This is a genomic window from Streptomyces sp. NBC_00846, from assembly GCF_045207325.1.
Classification (GTDB): domain Bacteria; phylum Actinomycetota; class Actinomycetes; order Streptomycetales; family Streptomycetaceae; genus Streptomyces.
This window is the reverse complement of record NZ_CP108847.1, coordinates 1-17,021: the sequence shown is the minus strand read 5'-3', so window position 1 is coordinate 17,021 and position 17,021 is coordinate 1. Positions and strand designations below refer to the sequence as shown.

Genomic DNA, 17,021 nt, shown 5'->3' with positions numbered 1-17,021 from the left:
CCCGCAGCCCGCATTGGAGTGCCACGTTGACCTTCGAGCCCGTCGACCTGAACCTGACCGATCCGGAGAAGGGCTACCTGCACTTCGTCCTCTACACCGAGACCCGTCTCGGCATCGCCTCGTCGTCGCTGAACGCCGAGCTGGACATCGAGGCGTCCCAGACCGTGACACCTCACTTCCAGGAGTGGCTGAGCAGGCTGGTGCGCTGCGAGCCGAACGCGATGCACTGCACGCTGGTGGAGCCGACGAAGATCCCGTCCCTGTTCCACCTGTGCGTCACGGAGGACAAGGACAGCCCGTCGGCCATCTCCGGGTCGGGCTGCGTGTGCCGCCGGGCCTTCTACGACCCCGAGTTCGGACTGCCCGTCGTGGGCGAACACTTCAAGCACGTGGGCACCGGCGGCACGGACCAGTGGAGCTACCAGACGTACGCCCCGCTCGAACTGCGCCCTGACGACATCTTCAGCAGCTTCATCACCGGCCGCGGCCTGTTCTGGGCCCGGACGGACAAGGGGCTCCTGTCGATCCTGCCGCAGAAGAACGCCCACGGTTACAACATCGGCTACAGCGGCGGCGGCCCGCACGCCCTGGCCGCCTACCTCACCCAGGTCGCCAAAAACGACGGAGGGACCACGCCCGCCGGCACCCCGTACGAGGATGCGCACCCGGCGATCGTCGCCTGGACGCAAAGCAGTGCGGCGGACCGCGGCACGAACGAGCTGACGCTGAACGACCTTCAGGCCATGCTGGAGAGCTGACCGCCGTACGCACCGACGCCCACGGACCAGATGTCCGTGGGCGTCGGCGTGTGCGCAGACGATCGCCCCCGCGAACCGGCCGGGACCGGTCGGCGGGACGGACGGAGAAGTCACCGGGCCAGCTGTCGGGACGCGGCCCGAGCGCTCGCCTTGAAGGCGGCGGAGAACGGCGAGGGTGCGGGGAGCGACCCACATAAGCACGGAGGCCCCGATGGTCAAGCCGACCCCACCGCATCTTTCGCCGGAGCAACGCGAGCGCCTGGAGCAGCTCGCCGACGCGAGCGCCTGGAGCAGCTCGCCGACGCGAGCCGGCTGCGTGCGGCGCTGTTCCAGTCCCCGAAGCCGCCGCCGGTCCGGCGCCGCTCTCGGCAGTACCCCGGCGGCCGGCCGAACCCGTGGCGGGTTGCGCGTCTGCGCCGAAGCCCCCAGAGGTGAGTGGGGACGGTGGACTCCATCGCGCATCCGGTGCCCGGACCGACGATGTCCCGGGCCGGGAGTGGCGCCCACTCGGAGAGTGGAGCCCACTCGGAGAGTGGAGCCCACTGTGGCGAACAACCGGATGGGAGTGGAGTCCACCGCGGTGCCCATCGGATGGGAGTGGACTCCACTCCGGCGAGCACTGACCGATGGGGGAGTGCTCAACCTCCCGGCACCCGGTGCGGCACTCGCTTCGGTGGTTCGCACCGCGCGATGACGATGCACGGCATCGTGCGCACCGGTGCGCGCACCGACGATGTCGTGCACTCCCGGCTGCCGCACCGGTGCGCATCGTGGTGCACCGCACTCCCGGTCACCGCACCGTGGTGCGCGCACCGGTACGGCCTGGCGCGCGCACCACCACATCCTCGGTGCGCCCCACCCAGCGCACCGCCTGCCCGAGCAGCTGCGCACCGCCCGGCCGGGATGCGGCGCGCGCCCGCCGGACCCGCCCTCGCGCCAATTTCGTGTGACCTGCCGCACATTCGGGGCTCTCTGCCGCATATTCGGGGCTCGGTCCAGATGGCGGTCAAGACATCCGATGCAGTTTTCCGTCAAGCGGCCACGGCCATGACGGGGATCTGTGGGGGTGGGAAGGCGGTGGTCTCGTCGTAGGGGACGTTGTTGGTGAGGCAGTGGTGGAGGCAGCCGAGCAGGCGGTTGAACAGGTTGCGTTGGGCGGCGGTGTGCCGTTCTCCGGCTTCGCGTCGGCGGTCGTAGTGGGCTCGTGCGCCGGGTGATGAGAGGGCGGAGAAGGCCCAGAGGTAGCCGGCTGCGGCGAGTCGTTGGTTCTTGACCCGGCGGGCCATGACGGACAGGCTCTTGCCTGACGCCCGGGTGACTGGTGCGGCCCCGGCGAAGGCCTTGAGGCCCTTGGCGTCGGTGAAGCGGGATCGGTCGTCGCCGATCTCGGCGAGCACCCGGGCGCCGGTGAGAGATCCGAGCCCTGGGAAGCTGATGATGATCTCGGCGTCCGGGTGCGTCTCAAAAGACTCCACCGTCGCGGTGGTGAGTTCCTCGACGCTCTCGCAGGTAGCCGCGAGTTGCCGCAGCAGCGCGACGGTTCGCAGGCCCATCGCTTGCTCGACCTGGGGCAGGTGTCTCATCTGCGGGGTGCGGAAGGCTTCGCGGAGGCGGTCCGCTTCGGCGTCGATACCGCGCTTGCGGCCGGCCTTCTTCACCAGGGACCGCAGCTGGCTGCGGGTGAGTCTGGCGGCCTGGGCCGGGGTGGGTGCCGCGGTCAGGACGGTCCGGGCGAGCGGAAGGCATAGTCCTTCGCGGGCGTTTGCGAAGGCGGCGAGGAATCCGGGGAAGTACTCCCGCAGGTGTGAGCGGAGCTTGTTGGCGGCCTGGATCCGGTCCCAGACCGCGTCCTGCTGGGCGCGGGCGAGGATGGCGATGGACTGGACGAGTTCGCTGTCGGCGGGCAGCGGCCGGTGGGCGGCCTTGTCCGTGCGCAGGATGTTCGCCAGGACCATGGCGTCGAGGTGGTCGGACTTCTTGCGGGCGACCGCGTAACGTTCTCGATACCGTGCTGCGGCCATCGGGTTGATGGCGTAGACGGGCCGTCCGGTTGCCCGGAGGCAGGAGACCAGCAGCCCGCGGGAGGTCTCGATGGCCACCGGGATCGGTGTTTCCGCGGTGTCGCCGTGTGTGGTGAGCAGGTCGAGGAGCTGTTGCAGGCCCGTGGCATCGTCGTCGATTCGGGCCCGGCCTAACAGGGTTCCTTCGTGGTCGACCAAGGCGACGTCGTGGTGGTCGCTGGCCCAGTCGATGCCGCAGAACACTTTCATCGTGTGGTTGAGGTCCTCTCGGTCGGGGCGGGTTGCTGCTGGTCGCAGCCGTGCGGGGGCACGCGTCTCCCTAATGGAAGGGCTCGATGGCCCTGCATCCGATTAGCCGTTCGTGACCCCAGCGATCCACAGGGCCCTCGGTCTGTGAGGGAGCTCGTACGGCTCCTGGCTCTTTGAGAGGTGACCCCTGCGAACGGCTCGGACCAAGAACTTCAACGATCCGATCATCGGACTGGATGCGGCGTGGTCGCCGTGGTGGCAGCGGACGGGACCGGAGGCCGGCTCTTGACCAAGGGATCGGATCCCGGGGGTGCCTGACGACTTCCCCGGCACCGACCGCCACCACCACCACGAACACGAGGTGAAGCCGGAGGTCGCACTCTTTTTGTAGACCTCATGGGCCGGGTAACGGGTAGCGATCCACCGGCTTCACCGCCCATTAGGTAGTGCTCGGCGGGCTTCACCTCGCGCTCGGCGAGGTTCTTCTGGATCGGCGCGGTCGCCTTCACATCGGGCACGGTCGCGTCGGTGGTGTACACGTCGGTGATCAGATTCGGCATCACCCCTGCCCCTGCTACGGCGTCGACGCCGGGGAGTGTGGTGCAGGTCTCCGTGAGGTGGATCTTGTAGCCCATCCAGAACAGGTCATCGTCCTTGGCCGCCCACCGTGCGTCACGGTCGTAGGGGGAGGCCAGGCGGAGTTGACCGGGCGGGACACCGTCGTCGGCGTCCCGCTTCCTGATCACCTGCCGTCCCCGCGTGTCGCTGCGGATGATGTAGGTCTGCACGAGGACCTGCCGCAGCAGGTGCACGGCCTCGATCTCCCGGATCCAGCCCGGGGCGTCCTCGGCCCAGGCCGCCCGGCACAAGGCGAGGGCATCCTGCCCGAAGACCTGGGCGAGACGGTCACGTCTGGTCTGCGAGGGCGGCATGCGCCAGCCGTCGACCCGCGGGCCGTACCGCTCGGCGAACTCAGTGACGTCGATCTGCCCGGCCAGCCAGACCGGGGCCGCGACCGCCAGGGACTCCAGGGCCGCCCGCACGCTCTCCCCGGCCAGCTCCAGGCGGTTCAAGTCCCGCACCGCACTGATCACATGGGTGGAATCGGTACGCTGCTTGCCTCCGGCCGCCACCAGACCGGCCTCCTTGCAGTGCTCTAAGAGCCGGTCGAAGACCACCCGCTCCATACCATTGTCCGCGAGCCGGGTCCGGAACCTGGACAGCACACTGGCGTCGAATCCGGTGTCCGTCAGCTCCGCACCGAGCGCGTACTTCCAGTCGATCGCCCGCACCGCCATCGCCGCGGCCTGCCGATCCGTCAGATCCTCGGCGAACTGCAACACCGTCACCAGCGACAACACCCCAGGTGACAGGCCCGGTGCCCCACGCACCCCGAACGCGGCGGAGAACGGCTCATCAGTGAAGACCTCCGCCAGGCGGTCCCGCACCCGTATCGCCAGACTCCCCTTCGGGAACGCCGCCCGAGCCACCATCACGGTCTGCGCCGGGATCTCCGGCAGCCCCACCGGGCGCATCGACATCCGTACCGCCTCCACGGCCGCAAGACAGAGAAGCGACCTCAGGAACGATCATCGCGGACCCGCCCCACCCCCGCAGCGAATTGCGCAGCAGAGTCCATGTCTGGGCCAAAACCGGCAACGAGAACGACACCGCCTCCTCGGTTCGCTGCAACAAGTAGCGGTCAGGACGGTCACGGCCGGACTTACGGCCGAACCGGCCGCCCGCTCGGTTGAGCGGGCGGCCGCCGCCGTGCCGGCCCCATAGAACCGAATCGCTGCGCTGGCGTGGGGGGTTGAGATCAAATACAGGTATGCCTCCCACGCCTGCCCGCCGCCCCCGGTTACGCCGTACCACCCGCCTCACTGCCCGGACGTCCACCCGCCGGGGAGCAGGCTCCACCCGGCCACCGAACACTCCCACTCCCCCTGACCCGGCCCCTGCCACTCCCCCTGACCCCGACCCGGCCCCCGCTCCTGCTTCCGATCCTGCTCCTGCTCCTGCTCCCGATCCCGATCCCGATCCGGGGGGACGTCCGGAGGCCCTGGACTGGGCGCGCCGGATCGAGTTGTTCACAGTGGTGGTCGCTGCTGTCGTGGCGGTGGTGGGTCTCTGGTACTCGAACGTTCAGACCAGACAGGCCAATGAGCAGGCCCAGCAGGCCAACACTCAGGCGCGGGATGACCGGGCGCTGGCCAAGGAGGGGCAGATCACCGACCGGTACACGGCGGCGGTGGGAAACCTCGGTGAGGACCAGGTGGACGTGCGGCTGGGCGGCATCTACGCCTTGCAGCGGATCATGCAGGACTCCCGCCGCGACCAGCCCACCATCGCCGACGTCCTCGCCGCCTACATCCGCACTCACGCCGCCAAACGCCCCGCGAAGGACCAGGGCATCCCGGCCGACGTCCACGCCGCCCTCACCGTCCTCGCCAACCGCGATACAAGCCGGGATGACACCTTCCTCCTGGATCTCCACGACGCCAAGCTCCCCAACATCAACCTCGCAACCACAACCAAATCAAGGGCGGCTTTGGGCGGTGCGCATCTGGGCGGCGTGTACCTGCGCGGCGCGGACCTGCGCAGCGCGGACCTGAGCGACGCGTTCCTGTACGGCGCGAACCTGAGCGGCGCGGACCTGAGCGACGCGTTCCTGTACGGCGCGAACCTGCGCAGCGCGGACCTGAGCAACGTGGACCTGAGCAACCACGCGGACCTGAGCAACGCGAACCTGGACGGCGCGAACCTGGACGGCGCGAACCTGAGCGGCGCGAACCTGAGCAACGCGGACCTGGACGGCGCGAACCTGAGCAACGCGATCCTGAGCATCGCGGACCTGAGCGGCGCGGACCTGAGCGACGTGAGGCACCTGACGAGGAAGCAGGTTGACTCAGCCCTTACTGACAGCGATACGCAGCTGCCTGCCTCGCGCCGGTAGCCCTGGCGGCTTCCCGCCCGCGGTACGGCGCCCGACTCTCCCCCGGCGAGCGATCCGAGTGAGGTTCCCCCGAGATGCGGAGTGTGGTGACAGAGGGTCAGATGGTTCTCATGAGAGGAACATCGACCATGGCTGCCCCCAGGAAATACTCGCTCGAGTTGCGTGAGCGTGCGGTACGGATGTACCGCACCGCCGATCCGAAGCCGCAGATCAAGAAACTGGCCGTCGATCTCGGCGTGCATCCGGAGGCCCTGCGCGGTTGGATCCGGCAGGCCGAGGCCGACGCCGGCGAGCGCGATGACCGGCTGACCACCGACGAACGCGCCGAGCTCACCGCGCTGCGTGCGATGTGTCGGTTTGGTGTCAGTGGGTTGGTGTCAGTGACGGTATGTCAGTTCGGGGTGTTTTCGCTGGTCAGGCGTTGAGGAAGGGCGAGGTCACTGACGTGGGGCGGTGTTTGCTGCCGTTGTGGCTGTCACAGGGCGGTACACCCCGCCCCGTGCCGCTGTCTCGGGAACGGCACTTCTGATCCTTCGATGGCTGCGCGGCGGCACGGTGGTCGGTGTCGGTGTCCGCCGGGGGAAGGGCGTGGGGTGGGGGAGTCGGGCGTGTGGGGTGAGGTTACGGCGGGGTTGAGGGTGTCCAGGCCGGTGCTGGTGGCGCGGTTGCTGGAGCTCGATGCGGCCGGGGCGTTGACCACGGCGCACGTGCGTGCGGGCGCCCAGGTCGGTGGGGTGACTGTGCGGACGGTGTGGCGCTGGCTGGTGGCGGCGCGGTCGGAGGGCCGTGTGGGGCGGCGGCCGCGGGCGCGGCTGGAGTTGTCCGACCAGGCGTGGGAGGTGCTGGCGCAGGCGGGCGGGAATGTGTCGGTGCTGCACCGGCACCTGAAGGATGCCGGGGGAGAGGTGCCCTCGCTGGCGTCGTTGCACCGGGTGGTGCGCCGGGACCTGGAGGCCGGCCGGGTGCTGCCGGATCGCGTGGTGGTGCGGCGGGAGCGGGAGGAGCAGCAAACGCGGCAGGCACTGGCTGACCTCGCCCTGGCCGGGCCGCGTGAGGATGACGTGGCGAAGGCTGCCGCGCTCCGGCTGCCGCGCTCCGTGCCGACGGCGGCGTCCGCAGTCCTGCCGTCGGGGGAGAGCGGTGCGGTGGCGGGGGTGGCGTTGCCGGCGGGAGCGCAACTGGTGTGGACGTCGGCGGTGCGGGCGGTGGCCGAGGCGGTCGGGCAGGCGATGGCGGCCGAGGGCGCGGTGTGTGTGTTCGGCGACCCGGGCCGGGGCAAGACCGCAGCCGTGCGGATGGCGCTCCACGAAGTGCCCGCGGGCTGGAAGGTGACGTGGGTGCCGGTGCCGGTGCGCCCGTCGGTGGCCGGCATGCGGCGGGCGGTGTTCGACGCTCTGGCGCTGCCGGGCCGCTTCCCGCACACGTCTGCGCTGGCCGACACCGCGGTCGCAGGGGCTCTGGGTGAGGCACGGGTGCTGGTGGTAGATGAGGCGCAGCGCCTGCCCGTGCCGTGCCTGGAGTACCTGCAGAGCCTGTGGGACCACCCGGGCACGCGGATCACGCTGGTGCTGTGCGGGGCGGGCACCGAGCGGGCGGTGTCCCGGCTGCCGCAGCTGGCATCGCGCATCGGCGCGTGGCAGGAGGTTCCGCGCTTGGCCGCAGCGGAAGTGACGGCCGTGGTGACCGGCTTCCATCCGCTGTGGCGCACCGTCCCGGCCCCGGATCTGACGTGGATCGACCAGTCGTGCGCGCACGGCACGTTCCGCACGTGGGCCGCATTGACGTCCCACCTGCAGAACGCGCTGCTCACCGCCGCTGACCCGGTCGTTGACCGGGTCTTGCTGCGGCGGCTGTTCCAGCGGGTCGCGCCACCGCTGTGAACGGAGCGCTCCTGCACAGGGCAGGAGGGCGATCGCACGCTCCCGGCACCCGGCATGAAAACGACGTCCCACCCGCGCGAGGGGAATTGACATGGAGGACAGCGATGCCGTCCGCGCAGGCGGCGGATTGCCTGCGGCATCGAGGACGGCACTGCGCGGTCCGACGGTGCGGCGGCTGCTCGCACTGCGGGCGGGGGGAAAGCTGACAGCAGGCCATGTACGGGTCGCCGCGGACGCGCTGGGGGTGTCCGAGCGCACGGTGTGGCGGTGGCTGGCCGCCGCTGAGAGCGATGAGGCCGCGGCCGCCAGCCCTGGCGCTCCGCCCCGGGCCGGTGCGAGGTTCACGATCACGCCTGAAGTCCGTGGGCTGTTGGCGCTGTGGAAGGGGAACGTGCGGGCGGTCCATCGCGAGCTGGTCCTCCGCGCTGCTCGGAAGTCTCCGCCTGCAGACGCACCGTCGTTGACGACGCTGCACCGCGCGATCCGTCGGGATCTGACGCCGGGGGAGCGGTCCGGGCTTGCGGGAGGGGAGCGGGCGGCGCGCAAGCATGATGTGTTCCTGGCCCGGCCGCGGGGCTGGCGTAACCAGGTGTGGGAGAGCGACCACATGCAGGCCCCGGTGCTGGTCGAGGTCGACGGCACTGCCCGCAGGCCGTGGATCACCTGGTTCACCGACTGCGCCACCAACGCGATCACCGGCGTCGCCGTCACCCCGGTGCACCCGTCGCGGGAGTCGGTGCTGGCCGCGCTGCGCTCCGCGGTCCTGCGCGAGGACCCCTACGGCCCCTTCGGCGGCCTGCCGGAGAAGGTACGGGTGGACCGCGGCAAGGACTTCCTGTCCAGGACGGTGACGGCCGCGTTCGATCTCCTGGACGTGACGGTTCAGGACCTGCCCGCCTACACCCCTCATCTCAAGGGCACGGTCGAAGGGCTGAACCGTGCGGTGGAGGCGATGCTGCCGGCTGCCCTGCCCGGCTACGTCCACCAGCCGCGCCCCGGCAAGCGGCCTTCCCGTCCGAAGGACGAGGTGCTGCTCGGCTTCGAGGACTTCACCGCCCGGCTGCTGGCCTGGACGCTGTGGTGGAACACCGAGCATCGCCCCGAGCCGCTGCGGGGCAGGACCCCACTGCAGGCGTGGCAGGACGATCCCACCCCGCTGCGGGACGTGCCGGCCGCGGATCTGTGGACGTTTACCCTGGAAGACGCGGGCACCCGCACGCTGACAACCCGCGGAGTCCGCTTCCGCAGACGCGACTATGTGGGCGCGTGGATGACCGGCCAGGCCGGCATCCAGGTCAGGGTCCGCTTCATGCCCCACCACGACCACCGCATCGAGGTCTACCACGCGGCCACCGGCCGCTACCTCGGCCCCGCGGATCTGGCCGACCAGGCCACCAAGGAACAGGTCAGCGCCGTACGGCGGGCACGGGCCGCCCGCAGCCGCCGCCTGAAAAAGGACCTGGAGGCTTCCCAGCGCGAGCGCTACGCCGCTGTGAACCAGCCGGAGGCACCCCGGCTACTCGGCGCGCTGACCACCGGGCAGGCTGAGGCCGAACTCGCCCGGGCCACCGACACCGAGCTGTCGCAGTTGTCGCTGCCGGACCTCATCCCGCCCGCCGCGCCTCCGGCCGGGTGGCGTACCCCTGCTTCCCTGGCTGCGCTGACCACGCCAGGCCAGCCCGCCCCGGTCCCGGCCGGGAGCGATGGCGTTTCCGCCCCGGACGGCCTGGACGGGCGGGTCGCACGTCCCACCACCGACGAAGACGGAGACGCCTCGTGACCGCGGCCACCTACCAGTACGTCGACCTGCCGGACGCGTCCGTGGTCACCACCCGTGCCCTGCTCACAGCTCGGGAGAACATCGGCGACACGGTCGCGGCGAGAGCGATGATGTGCATCCACGGCGGCGCCGGCTTCGGCAAGACCCTTGCGGTCAATACATGCCTGCGCGAACTCGAACCCGGCGAGGACGTCCGCAAGATCACATTTCGTGCCCGGCCCACGGCCCGCGCGGTGCGATACGAACTGTTCACCGCGCTCGATCTGGCCGGCGAACCACCGCGCCACCCCAGCGAGTTCGACCGCCTGCTGAAAACCGCCCTGGCCGAACGCCCCCGCACCTTCCTCGTCGACGAAGCCCAGTGGCTCAACGGCGAGGCCTTTGAATACTTCCGCTACCTGTGGGACGAACCCTCAACCCAGCTCGCTATCATCTTCGTCGGTGGCGAGGGCTGCCACACCGTGCTGCGCCGCGAACCGATGCTCTCCTCCCGCGTCTTCATCTGGCAGCACTTCACCCGCCTCACCCCCGCCGAGGTCCTCGAGGTCATCCCGCTGTTCCACCCCCTCTGGGCCGACGCCGACCCCGACGACATCGCCTTTGCCGACCAGCACTCCGCGCACGGCAACTTCCGCGCCTGGGCCCAGCTGACAGCCCATGCCCGTACTGCCCTGGCCCGCACGGGACGCTCCGTGGTGGATCAGGAACTGCTGCGCTGGACTTTCAGCCGCCTCGCATGACCGCCACCCGCCGCACCCCGCCGCCTGTCGCGCTGGTTATGGACCGGTACGACGACGTCGCCTACACCCACACTGCCCTGGCAGCCCACGATCCCGCCGCCGGCCGGATCACCCTGCACCCGGGGCCGGGAACCACCAGCGACACCGCTCTCGCCCATGACCTTCTCGTGGCCCTGGGCAAACCGCCGTTGCTGCCGGGCCGCTTCCACGCGGGCCGACAGCCCGCGTGGCAGGCTGCCACAGCCTGGATCGACGCCTTGCCCGCCGCCCGGCTCACCGTCCTGCGCGCCCACCGGCTCACAGTCCGCCGCCTCGGGCGCCTCCTGCGCCTGCGCGACACCACCGGCATCCCCCTGACCCTGGTCTGCCACCGTCCCCACCTGACCACCGCGCTCCACCAGGCCCTGCACCCCGTGCCCCACACCGTCACCAGCAACCTGGACACCGCCCGCAGCCACTACTACGAAGGCACACCCGCAGCAGCCAGCCCCCAGCCCTCCGCGCAGATCCCGCCCGCGTCCCCAGTCCGATGGATGACCATCCCCGCCCTGGACCGCCTCGTCTCCTACGACAGCACCCAGCCCTGCACAGGCCCGTGCACGCCGGCACCGATCGACTGGCGGCACCGGCCGCCGCCACGCCCCCTCACCGAAACAGCCGTACGCGAGATCACCCGCAGAATCCACCAGGCAACCGCGCATCCCCGGTTGGCCGCCGCCTTGGCTACCACGCTGCTCACCCGCGCGTCGTTCCAGCAACTCCTCACCGTCCGTGCCGAAGACCTCGGCCCCGACGCGGCCACCCTCGCCTTCCACGACCCCGCCCGCTACACCGACGGCTGCGCCTCCCACCCGATCCAGGCATGGGCCCGCCCCTTCCTGCGCGCCGCGGCATCCTTCGCCGCCCTCACTGACAGCCGGGAACTGCTGGCCCGTCAAGACGAACGCCCCCACATCCTGCGCCTCGCCGAGAACGCCAGACTGCGCCCACCCCAGCCCCAGCCTCCGCTCCCGCAGCCGGCCGGCACCGGCGGCGTCGTGTGGGACTGGGCGGAACGCGGGCAAGCCGAGCGCTACGAGACCCTGCTGTCCCGACCCCAGAAAGCCGTCCCGACCGCGCCGGTAGACCGGTACATCCGCACACCGCCTGCGGCGGACCCGATCTCCTCGACCACCGACCCGGTCAACCGATGGTGAAGTCGGCGAACTCGACATCCGAGAAGGCCACCTGGAGCCCGTGGGCGCGCCCTCCTCCGTCACGGAAGTAGGCATGCCCCAGCGAGCGGGCCAGGATGACCATCTGCTGCGCCTCGCCGGCACCGGCGTCCCGGGCGGCGAACAGCTCCCGCGCGACCGCGCCCGACAGCCGCTGGGTGATCAGCCGCCGACGGGGGTCATCGGAGGAGCCGACCGCGGACGCGAACCCGAACCGCGCCCGGGTGTGCAGGGAGAAGCCGCGGGCCTCGGCATCCGCTCGTAACCGCTCGCGAATCCGGGGCTGCCACCGTGCTCGGACGGCATCCTCGATTACCTGCGCCTGCACAGGGCCCGGCTGGCGCATCCCGGGGCCGGAGGTGACCCACCGCTGCACGGTCCGCTGCGAGACTCCCAAAGCAGCCGCCAGCCTCTTCGTGGACCCCTTCTCGGCCCTGAACAGGAAGCCCAGACGGGCACGGACACTGACCGGCACAGGCCGGGTACGCAAGGCCCGCTCTAATCCTTCGTTGATCTCGCCCAAGACCCCGTCCGCTCGCCGCGCCGACTACCTACCGCTCCAGAAATCCCACATTCTCGTCCCCGCGCCGATCTGTTTCCGCGTACTGGTGACTGCGGTAGCCGACTTCAGCTACCGCCCTCAATCTGAGGTTCTGTTGCCCAGCCCGGGGCCACAGGCCGGCCGGGCTGGGCAACAGCGAGCACCTTGTTCACGATGTGTTCTGGTGCCGGCGCAGCCAGTCAGGGTCCCGCACTGGTGTGGCTACTGGCTCAGGCTCGGCTGAGTCCGCGTCTGATACCTGCATCATCCTGTCGAACAGCCAGATGAGGCGGAAGAAGCGTAGTGCCGCGAAGGTCATGGCGAATTCGAAGATGAACCGTGCGGATGCGGGGTCCTTGTCTCTGTCGAGTGCGAGTGCGCTCAGCAGCAGGGCGCATACCAGCGCGGTGCCGCGCAGCAGGCTGCGCCAGCTTCTGCGGAGGCCGACTTGATGGTGGCGGCGGACAGCGCGTAGGCGTTCCCCGTTCGCCGCGGTGTAGATGGAGATCGCGATGGCACTCAGTCCGCCGATTGCTGACACCACACCAGCAGCGGCGGCGTACAGGTCAGTTCGCTGCGATGAGTCGATCCACGACAGCCAGTCTCCTGATTCGGTCGTGCGGATCGCCAGAATGTGAGCGCAGAGTACGAGCGCTGCTACGAGGTAGTCGATCCAAAGATGTTCTGCCCACCGATCCGCGATGGTGTCGCGTACCTCCACAGGCCCCCCTCGTCTATGCCCAGGTCATGAACCCCCGGCATCCACTGCGAGTCGCAAAACGTCCTCGTGTTCGGCCGCTGCTCCCAGGATGGCATCCACCGCTGACATGATCCGGATTGACCTACCTTCTCCATCTGTGGCCGGTACGCGTTTTTTAGCCGTAATGCTGTGTTCTACTAGCTCGACGAGCCGAGTCTGCTCCGGCCCGCCCGGCTCGGAGAAGACCAGCCGGGCCCGGGCCCGCTCGGCACCTGTGACCACATCGGAGATCTCCTCCAGGTCAGCCAGGAGATGTTCGCGGTGCTCCCTGAGCTCCTTCTTCTTAGGCACAGAGATGATCATGGTCACGCTGATCTCCCCGTACGATTCCCCGGCTACACGGAGAGTCCGGGCCAGCCCACCGCGACGCTTGCTCAGAGCACCCATCTTGTTGGCCATGATCTTCACTTCTACCCGGCTCGCGCCAGAGGCGGTCTTGAGTTTCTCCACCTCTGCATGCGTTACCACCGGGCGGATCTGCAGCTGCCTGCCAGGGAAGATCTGGATCCCGTTGAGCCACGTCTCCAGCGCCTTATGCGACGGCGCAGACACACCTCCCTGCATGATCCCCACAACGTTGCCGAAGGGCAGGAAGCAGATCACCGACGTGTCCAGGTAGCCCTCCTGCGCCGACTGTTCCAGCTCGCGCAAAGATCCTGTGTCGAAGTTCATGACAGACAACCACTCGCCGGCGTCCTTCACACGATGCAAGAGAAGATGGTCCTGCATGTCGTAGGTGGCGATGGTGCCCACCATCTGTGAATCAGCTTCGAAAGTTCGGGCTGCGACGGGTGCCTGTGAGAGATCCGAGAGTGTGCCGTCCCAGTCCATCAGCTCGGGGATGCGTCGGGCTTCGCCATCCTTGAGGACGACCACCTCGTAAAAGCCGACCGTGCGTTCCTTCATGTGGCCCAGCGTTGCCAAGGCGCCCCCTCACTCGTGCCGACAGCAGCAAGCCATGCTTATACGTCCGACCAACAGTCGGTCACGGTCTGCTGCACAGATCGTAAACCTGCGCAGTAGGCCAAAAGGGTGCGAACCAGCGAACCGGAATCGGATCCATGTCGGCTCGGCACGCCCGCCGTCGGCCTTCGCCCTCGTAGCTCACGACACGTCAGGAGACGCTGCGGTTGCAGGCTGCCGGCAATGTCACTCCGAGGAGACCTTGTACCGCCCGTCGCTACGCCGCCGCCCACTCCAGCCCGAGGTCGGCGAGCGCCTGGAGCTTGTCGGCGGTGAGCTTCCCGCGCCTGCTCTTGCTGTTACTGAGAAATACCCCGAGCTTGACCTCCGTGCCGTCCTCCAGCTGCTCTACGTGGGCCCTCGGGACCGTCACAGAGCCAGTGCGGGCCTTGTACTGCGCCAGGGCCGCAACACCCCGATCGAACGCCCCAGAGCCGCCCTTGGACGCCTTCGTGGGCGCTTTCTGCTCCGGGGGCAGTGGTACGACACCGAGCTGCTCCAGGCGCTCACGCTGCCCGTCCATCAGCCCCTGCCAGACGGTGTGCTGACGCTGCTTCTGGAGCCATCGGCCGATGTCCATGCCGTGCACGGTGACGCCGGGTTCGACGTAGGCGAGCGCGCTCTCCTCCACGAGCATCTCCCGCACGGCGGCGTAGTGGCGCTGCCAGTCCGCCGGCCACTGCGGGTTCCAGTCCTCGTCGACCTCCCGCAGCGCCGCCTCCCATTCGGGGTGTTCGTCCAGGGCGCCGGGGCGGCGGAGGTTGGACAGCCATTGCCCGAGTGGCCGGTCCAAAGCGGTCGCTGTCCGGGGCGCGCACAGCGTCCAGTGCTGGTCGTAGTACGCCTTCGCGGCCTCCAGGTTCTCCTGGAACCGCTCATCCACGAGGCTCCAGACCATGCCCAGCTTCTCCAGCCGCTTCGCCCGAAGCCCGGTCATCTGCCCCGCCCCGTAGGCCCGTCGCTGCTCGGCAACCCACTGTCCAAGGGGGTACGCGCCCTCCTTGTGCCCATATGGGACTCTGGCGTGAAGCTCGCGCTCGGTGAACTTCTTGAGCGACGCCCAGCCGCGCGCCCAGTCCTGCTTCTCCGTGTCGATCACGTTGAAGGACACCCAGTCCGCGACCATCACCGGATCCCTGGGAGCCGCAAAACGAAGCAACAGGCGGGATTCTTCCTCACCGTCCTCGGGCGCTGCACCAATGTTCTCGGACGGCTGCGCGACGTCCTTCTGCGGCTCCTGCGGAATAGCCAGCAACTCGACGGCCTCTTCATCGTGAGCCCGCAGACCTTCCAAAACCTTCACCAAAGGCCGATACGACCCCGAAGTGAACATGTCCTCCGGCTTCTCTCCCGGCTGGAGAAATACCGGCACGACCAGAGAGGCGAGCTTGCCTTGTCCAGGCTTCTGGCGAAGCGCCCGACCGATGGCCTGGACGATGTCGTGCGGCGCGCCCTTCGGGTCCAGCAGGGCGACGCTGTCCACGGCCCTGATGTCCACACCCTCACCCAGGACACGACAGTTCGAAAGCACAGCCCGCTGCGCCGTGGACCCGAACCCGCCCAGGACCTCCCGCCGGCGCTCCGGGACGTGCTCGCCGCACAGCCAGTCCGCCCAGATGTGCTCGGGGTACTTCTCCGGCTGGTCGGCGTGCAGCTTCGCCGCCACCCGCTCCAGACCCTCCGCGTACGCCTGCGCCTCTATCGTCCGGTGGTGGAAGGTAATGCACGTCTGGAGGCTGTGCTGGCTCATGGTGTGCAGGAGCGCGGCCTGGAGCGCCCCGAGCCGCTGTCCGCGGACTTCCTCGCTGCGCCGCTCCTCGCCCATCAGCCGCTCAGGGGTGACGACCGGGTCCTGGAGCTCCAGGACGATGATCTGGTAGCGCGCAAGCAAGCCGCGGGAGACAGCCGACGCCAAGCTGAGCTTGTAGAGAACGGGCCCGAAGACTCGTTCGTCGTCCATGCTCGCCGCCATCTCCTTCGGCAGCGGATCGCGGACCCCTTCGGCGACCTCCCAGTTGGGCCGCTCCTGCCAGATCCGCGGCGTGGCCGTCAGGTACAGGCGGCGGTGCGCCGGGATGACGGCCTGGTCGTGGATGTCCGCCCACGCCTTGCCCATCGAGCCACTTGTCCTGTGGGCCTCATCGACCACGGCGAGGTCTACCGGGGCCAGCTGCTGGCCGTAGGCGCCCTTGAACGCCTCCGCCAGGACGCCGAGGCTGGCGTACGTCGCGTAGATGGTGACCGGCCCCGTGCCGTGCCACAGCGCCAGCTGCACGGGGTTCGTCGTGGAGCGCACCTTCAGGCTCCACAGCTCCGGGTCGTCCTGGAGGCTGCACACCGTAACCGCCGGCCCCTTGTGCCCGACCCGGTGCCACTCCTTGACCGTCTGCGCCAGAAGATCCAGGGTCGGCACCAGCACCAGGATGCGCCCCTTCGGCAGCATCTCGCGAGCAGCGAAAGCGGCAGTGATGGTCTTCCCGGTGCCGCATGCGGAAATCACCTGACCACGCAGGCCGTTCACCGGAATTCCTCCGGGAGGGATATCGAGGCCGCGCTTAATGGCGTCAACAGTTTCAATCTGGTGAGCGTGCAGATCGCTTTTCATCATGACCACGGGGAAATGCTCCTTCTTTCGGAATGTGGCGCGCAATCAGAAAGGGAATCCCGACGCGATGGTATGGCCCGGGGGATGTGGTGTCTGGTCCCATACGGTACACAGTCATGACACGTGATGCATCACTCGTGCCCCAACTTTCACCATCAGAGTGATACATGGCCGAATCTTACCCCGAAACAACCGGTTGTCCTGTATGCTGACGAGGTGTTGGTGAACGTGAGCGGCCGGTTTCGAGGGTGGGGGAGTGGTTCGGGTGGAGCGCAAGCGGAGCCCGTCACTACGGTGGGCCGGCACTCGATCAGACCGACGGTCCGTCACCCTCGTTGCGGGGGACAGCTGGGATTCCCAGTCGCTACACAGGCCCGCACGTGATGCACCCTCACCCCGTAGCCAGCCCAAGGAGTCTCGCTTGCGAGACTCCCTGAATCGCGCTTGCGCGAATTGACGCCCTTTCAGAATTCCGTTTACGGAATTCATTCCCCCGCTTGCGGGGAATTCGAAGTGCGCTTGCGCAATTCGCACTCTATGCAGCGGCTTGCCGC

13 protein-coding genes are annotated in these 17,021 nt (G+C 68.9%); 7 read left to right on the top strand and 6 right to left on the bottom strand.

Going from position 1 to position 17,021, the window contains the following annotated elements:
• The first annotated feature begins 26 nt into the window (after positions 1-26).
• The gene (locus tag OG936_RS38115; protein WP_331755203.1) at positions 27-758 is read left to right on the top strand and encodes a hypothetical protein; all 732 of its coding nucleotides are present in this window, start codon (positions 27-29) and stop codon (positions 756-758) included.
• A 1,031-nt stretch (positions 759-1,789) separates the two neighbouring features.
• Here OG936_RS38115 and OG936_RS38110 read toward each other — a convergent pair.
• Together OG936_RS38110 and OG936_RS38105 are read right to left on the bottom strand one after the other, a co-directional pair.
• Positions 1,790-3,028, bottom strand: a complete 1,239-nt coding sequence (locus OG936_RS38110; RefSeq protein ID WP_331755202.1) for an IS110 family transposase — start codon at positions 3,026-3,028, stop codon at positions 1,790-1,792.
• A 224-nt stretch (positions 3,029-3,252) separates the two neighbouring features.
• Positions 3,253-4,569, bottom strand: a complete 1,317-nt coding sequence (locus OG936_RS38105) for a transposase (protein ID WP_331755201.1) — start codon at positions 4,567-4,569, stop codon at positions 3,253-3,255.
• Between the two features lie 554 nt (positions 4,570-5,123).
• Here OG936_RS38105 and OG936_RS38100 point away from each other — a divergent pair.
• The 6 genes from OG936_RS38100 to OG936_RS38075 all read left to right on the top strand — a co-directional run bounded on the left by OG936_RS38100 (position 5,124) and on the right by OG936_RS38075 (position 11,580).
• Entirely contained in the window at positions 5,124-5,984 is an 861-nt protein-coding gene (locus tag OG936_RS38100) for a pentapeptide repeat-containing protein (RefSeq protein WP_331755421.1), read from the top strand.
• A 128-nt stretch (positions 5,985-6,112) separates the two neighbouring features.
• The gene (locus tag OG936_RS38095; RefSeq protein ID WP_331755200.1) at positions 6,113-6,409 is read left to right on the top strand and encodes a transposase; all 297 of its coding nucleotides are present in this window, start codon (positions 6,113-6,115) and stop codon (positions 6,407-6,409) included.
• 213 nt (positions 6,410-6,622) lie between these two features.
• Positions 6,623-7,864, top strand: coding sequence for an ATP-binding protein (locus OG936_RS38090; RefSeq protein ID WP_331755420.1), 1,242 nt, complete (start codon positions 6,623-6,625; stop codon positions 7,862-7,864).
• Positions 7,865-8,030: 166 nt separating this feature from the next.
• Positions 8,031-9,644, top strand: a complete 1,614-nt coding sequence (locus OG936_RS38085) for a Mu transposase C-terminal domain-containing protein (RefSeq protein WP_406500778.1) — start codon at positions 8,031-8,033, stop codon at positions 9,642-9,644.
• Entirely contained in the window at positions 9,641-10,384 is a 744-nt protein-coding gene (locus tag OG936_RS38080) for an ATP-binding protein (RefSeq protein WP_331755198.1), read from the top strand. Before OG936_RS38085 ends, OG936_RS38080 begins: the two co-directional genes overlap by 4 nt.
• On the top strand, positions 10,381-11,580 hold the full coding sequence (locus OG936_RS38075; protein WP_331755197.1) for a hypothetical protein: 1,200 nt from the start codon (positions 10,381-10,383) through the stop codon (positions 11,578-11,580). The genes OG936_RS38080 and OG936_RS38075 overlap by 4 nt, the downstream gene beginning before the upstream one ends.
• Here OG936_RS38075 and tpg read toward each other — a convergent pair.
• From tpg to OG936_RS38055, 4 genes are all read right to left on the bottom strand, one after another.
• A complete protein-coding gene (gene tpg / locus OG936_RS38070; protein ID WP_406500272.1) occupies positions 11,567-12,088 on the bottom strand; it encodes a telomere-protecting terminal protein Tpg in 522 nt (173 codons plus the stop codon). The genes OG936_RS38075 and tpg overlap by 14 nt on opposite strands.
• A gap of 220 nt (positions 12,089-12,308) precedes the next feature.
• Complete coding sequence (locus OG936_RS38065) at positions 12,309-12,860, bottom strand: hypothetical protein (RefSeq protein ID WP_331755195.1); 552 nt, start codon at positions 12,858-12,860, stop codon at positions 12,309-12,311.
• A gap of 24 nt (positions 12,861-12,884) precedes the next feature.
• On the bottom strand, positions 12,885-13,805 hold the full coding sequence (locus OG936_RS38060; RefSeq protein WP_331755194.1) for a hypothetical protein: 921 nt from the start codon (positions 13,803-13,805) through the stop codon (positions 12,885-12,887).
• Between the two features lie 274 nt (positions 13,806-14,079).
• Complete coding sequence (locus OG936_RS38055; protein ID WP_331755419.1) at positions 14,080-16,467, bottom strand: Helicase associated domain protein; 2,388 nt, start codon at positions 16,465-16,467, stop codon at positions 14,080-14,082.
• Positions 16,468-17,021 lie beyond the last annotated feature (554 nt).